Annotated in this window: 2 protein-coding genes and 1 pseudogene; 1 reads left to right on the top strand and 2 read right to left on the bottom strand. The window is 70.1% G+C overall.

Annotated features, from left to right (window positions below; all coding sequences use genetic code 11):
* Both dnaK and ABD207_RS26510 read right to left on the bottom strand, forming a co-directional pair.
* Nucleotides 1–1,780: molecular chaperone DnaK (dnaK, locus tag ABD207_RS26515; RefSeq protein ID WP_344015691.1), on the bottom strand; the 1,780-nt coding region annotated here is incomplete at its 3' end.
* A 152-nt stretch (nt 1,781–1,932) separates the two neighbouring features.
* The gene (locus ABD207_RS26510; protein ID WP_344015690.1) at nt 1,933–3,357 is read right to left on the bottom strand and encodes an MraY family glycosyltransferase; all 1,425 of its coding nucleotides are present in this window, start codon (nt 3,355–3,357) and stop codon (nt 1,933–1,935) included.
* A gap of 323 nt (nt 3,358–3,680) precedes the next feature.
* Here ABD207_RS26510 and ABD207_RS26505 point away from each other — a divergent pair.
* A pseudogene (locus ABD207_RS26505) lies at nt 3,681–4,400 on the top strand (Fe-S oxidoreductase); the annotation flags it as partial.

Below are 4,400 nucleotides of genomic sequence, written 5' to 3'. Positions count from 1 at the left end.
TGGTCTCACCGGCACCGGCCGAGGCGCCGCCCGCCGCCTGCGCGGCCTGGGCGTCGGCGTACATGGCCTGGCCCAGCTTCTGGGAGACGGCCGCGACCTTCTCGGTGGCGGTGCGGATCTCGGCGGTGTCGTCGCCCTTGAGCTTCTCCTTCAGCTCGGCGACGGCCGCCTCGACCTCGGTCTTGATCTCGCCGGGGACCTTGTCCTGGTTGTCGGCCAGGAACTTCTCGGTCTGGTAGACCAGCTGCTCGCCCTGGTTGCGGGTCTCGGCGGCCTCGCGGCGCTTGTGGTCCTCCTCCGCGTAGCGCTCGGCCTCCTCGCGCATGCGGTCGACCTCTTCCTTCGGGAGCGAGGAGCCGCCGGTGACGGTCATCTTCTGCTCCTTGCCGGTGCCGAGGTCCTTCGCCGTGACGTGCATGATGCCGTTGGCGTCGATGTCGAAGGAGACCTCGATCTGCGGGACGCCGCGCGGCGCCGGCGGCAGGCCGGTCAGCTCGAACATGCCGAGCTTCTTGTTGTACGCCGCGATCTCGCGCTCGCCCTGGTAGACCTGGATCTGCACCGACGGCTGGTTGTCCTCGGCCGTCGTGAAGATCTCGGAGCGCTTGGTCGGGATCGTGGTGTTGCGCTCGATCAGCTTGGTCATGATGCCGCCCTTGGTCTCGATACCGAGGGACAGCGGGGTGACGTCAAGGAGCAGGACGTCCTTGACCTCGCCCTTGAGGACACCGGCCTGGAGCGCGGCGCCGATGGAGACGACCTCGTCCGGGTTGACGCCCTTGTTGGCCTCCTTGCCGCCGGTCAGCTCCTTGACCAGGTCGGCGACGGCGGGCATACGGGTCGAGCCACCGACCAGGACGACGTGGTCGATCTCGCTGACGGAGATGCCGGCGTCCTTGATCACGTTGTTGAACGGGGTCTTGCAGCGCTCGAGCAGGTCCGCGGTCAGCTGCTGGAACTGGGCACGGGTGAGCTTCTCGTCGAGGTGCAGCGGGCCCTCGGCCGAGGCGGTGATGTAGGGGAGGTTGATCGAGGTCTCGGTGGACGAGGACAGCTCGATCTTCGCCTTCTCGGCGGCCTCGCGCAGACGCTGCAGCGCCATCTTGTCCTTGGACAGGTCCACACCGTGACCCGACTGGAACTGCTTGACCAGGTAGTCGACGATGCGCTGGTCCCAGTCGTCACCACCGAGGTGGTTGTCACCGTTGGTGGCCTTCACCTCGACGACACCGTCGCCGATCTCCAGCAGGGAGACGTCGAAGGTACCGCCACCGAGGTCGAAGACGAGGATGGTCTGGTCGTCCTTGTCGAGGCCGTAGGCCAGTGCGGCGGCCGTCGGCTCGTTGACGATGCGCAGCACGTTCAGGCCGGCGATCTCACCGGCCTCCTTGGTCGCCTGGCGCTCGGCGTCGTTGAAGTACGCCGGGACGGTGATGACCGCGTCGGTCACCTTCTCGCCCAGGTACGCCTCGGCGTCCCGCTTCAGCTTCTGCAGCACGAAGGCGCTGATCTGCTGCGGGTTGAAGTCCTTGCCGTCCAGGTTGATCTTCCAGTCGGTGCCCATGTGGCGCTTGACCGACCGGATGGTCCTGTCGACGTTGGTCACGGCCTGGCGCTTGGCCACCTCACCGACCAGCACCTCACCGTTCTTGGCGAAGGCGACGACGGAAGGCGTGGTCCTGGCGCCCTCGGCGTTGGTGATGACGGTGGGCTCGCCGCCCTCCAGAACGCTGACGACGGAGTTAGTCGTGCCCAGGTCGATGCCGACCGCACGTGCCATTTCGATTCCTCCAGCTGACTTGAGTGGAACGGACTCAAGCATGCATGAGACCGGGAGGCCGGGTCAACAGACCTGAGTCGCTCCGACTCAACTCTTATCTGTTCATTACACGCAACGAGCCTCTGACCTGGGAGGATGCGGCCGGAGATCGGCTATGGGCTCCGAAAATGAAGTTGACGCGCAAGGCGCCGGGCCCGTGCGGGCGGCTCCTCGGACGACCGGCTGCGCGGCACGCCGGGTGCCCGGCGCAGGCGCCCGCGGGGCGGGTCGGCGACCGGCCCGACCGAGCGGGGACGGGGAGCGGTGGCGGTGACCGGGGGTCGCCCCGGCTGCCCGGGCCGCCCGGGCCGCCCCGCCTGGGACCGGTCGCGGGGACCGGCTCCCTCCACGGCTCCGGATCCGGCTGCAGGCCCGGATCCGGCTGCGGGTCGGGCTGCGGGTCCGGCCGCGGTACGGCCATAGGACCCCTTCACAGCCCTCCCGGCCGCCCCGGCCGGCGTTCTCACCGTCGCCGTTGCCGTCGCCGTTGCCGTTGCCGTTGCCCGTGACGTCGCCGTCCCGGCGTGCGTCCGTAGCGTCGCCCTCACCGTCGTCCGGGCCGATTCCGGCGCCGACGTGGACACCGGAACCCGCACCAGTGCGAGGACCACCACCACGGTAACCGCCGCCACCCAGCGCACGCCTCCCTGGGAGGCATGGCCCGCGTGGGTGAGCACCGCGACCGTGACACCGGCGAGCGCGCCGGCGCCCAGCAGTACGGTAGCGGCGCGCGGGGCGAGCCCGAGGCGCCGCAGACGGTGGGCGAGATGGTCCGGGCGGCCGCGCGGCAGGGGCCTGCGGGCCAGGCAGCGCGACAGCACCACCAGGACGGCGTCCGCGCACACCACCGCGGTCAGCGCGAACAGCACCCAGGCACTCGCGCCCAGCCCGTGCCCGGCGCGCACGAACACCGCCGCCGAGGCGAGCAGGAACCCGGCGAACAGCGCCCCGCCCGCACCCAGCGCGACCCGCGCCGGATGCCAGTTGTGCATGAGGAAGCCGGTGAGCGCCGCGGCCAGCACGCTCAGCAGCACCGCGACCCCGTCCATCAGCTCCACGGCCGCGCACGCCGCCACCCCGAACGCGGTCACCACCGCCACGCCCCCGGCCAGCCCGTCGGCGTGGTCGAGCCCCCGGAAGGCCACGGTGACGCAGGCGATCCACGCCGCGGCCAGCAGCCCGGCCCAGGGCCCGGTCTCCGCGTAGGGAACGACGACCAGCGCGGCCGGCGCCGTACCGGCGAGCGGCACCCACCAGCGCAGCCGGCAGTGGTCCACGAGCAGTCCGAGCGCGCCGACCCAGACCCCGGCCACCAGCATCCGTCCGGCCCCGCTGCCGAGCGGTGCGACCTCCGTCCAGTCGCCGACGCCGGCGACCAGGGCGGTGACCAGCAGGATGCCGATTCCCCCGGACAGCGGAACCGCCCGCTGCCGCCGCCGGTCCACGGCGCCGAGGCGCAGGGCGGGGCCGCGCAGCGCCGCCGCGAGCAGGGCGGAGAGCAGCAGGGCGGTGATGGCGACGACGATCCCGTAGAGCACGGATATAAGTTAGGGGCGTATGTACAGATTTGGCGTGAATAACACGATCGGAAGCGAGGTGCCATCACGGACACCCCGTTCGGCGCTGCCGCCCGTCCCCCGTCCGGCGCAATAGCCCCTCTCAGAGGCACACCGCCGGCTGTGCCGCCGGGGGTCGCGGAGCCGTGCCGCCGGGCGCCGTGTCAGGCGACCCTCAGCGACTCAGATCACCCCGCACCCGGCTACAGTGCGGCCGAGGATCGGGGTAATCTCGAACGGACTGCATAAGTTACCGCTTAGTAATACCGCCCCTTCGCAACCCTCGCAGGCCCGAGGAGCCCCCCATGCAACTCGCCGCGATCATCGTGTCGCTGGTCCTGATCGTGGTCGGCGTGGCACTGTTCGGCCGCGCCGTCCTGCAGATCGTCAACCACATGCGGATGGGCCAGCCGATTCCGGCCGGAACCCGCACCGACCAGCCCGCGCAGCGCACCCTCACCGTGGCACGTGAGTTCCTCGGCCACACCCGGATGAACCGCTGGGGCATCGTCGGCGTCGCGCACTGGTTCGTGGCGGTGGGCTTCTTCACCCTGCTGCTGACGATCGTCAACGCGATCGGTCAGCTCTTCCAGGCCGACTGGATCCTGCCGGTCCTCGGCGACTGGGCCCCGTACAACGTCTTCGTCGAGTTCATCGGCACCATGACCGTGCTCGGCATCCTCACCCTGATCGTCATCCGGCAGCTGAGCCACCCGCGCAAGCCGGGCCGCAAGTCCCGCTTCGCCGGCTCCAGCTTCGGCCAGGCGTACTTCGTCGAGGGCGTCATCCTGATCGTCGGCGTCTGCATCTTCATGCTGCACGCCCTCGAGGGCGCCCTGCACCACGTCGACGGCTACGAGGCCTCCTTCTTCATCTCGTACCCGGTCGCCGCCGCCCTGCAGGACCTGGACGTCCCCACGCTGCAGAACCTGGTCTACTTCTTCGCCGGCCTGAAGATCGCGACCTCCTTCATCTGGATGATCACGGTCGCGCTGAAGCAGGACATGGGCGTGGCCTGGCACCGC

This window comes from Streptomyces thermospinosisporus (assembly GCF_039526425.1).
Classification (GTDB): Bacteria; Actinomycetota; Actinomycetes; order Streptomycetales; family Streptomycetaceae; genus Streptomyces; species Streptomyces thermocarboxydovorans.
This window is presented reverse-complemented; position numbering and strand designations above follow the sequence as displayed.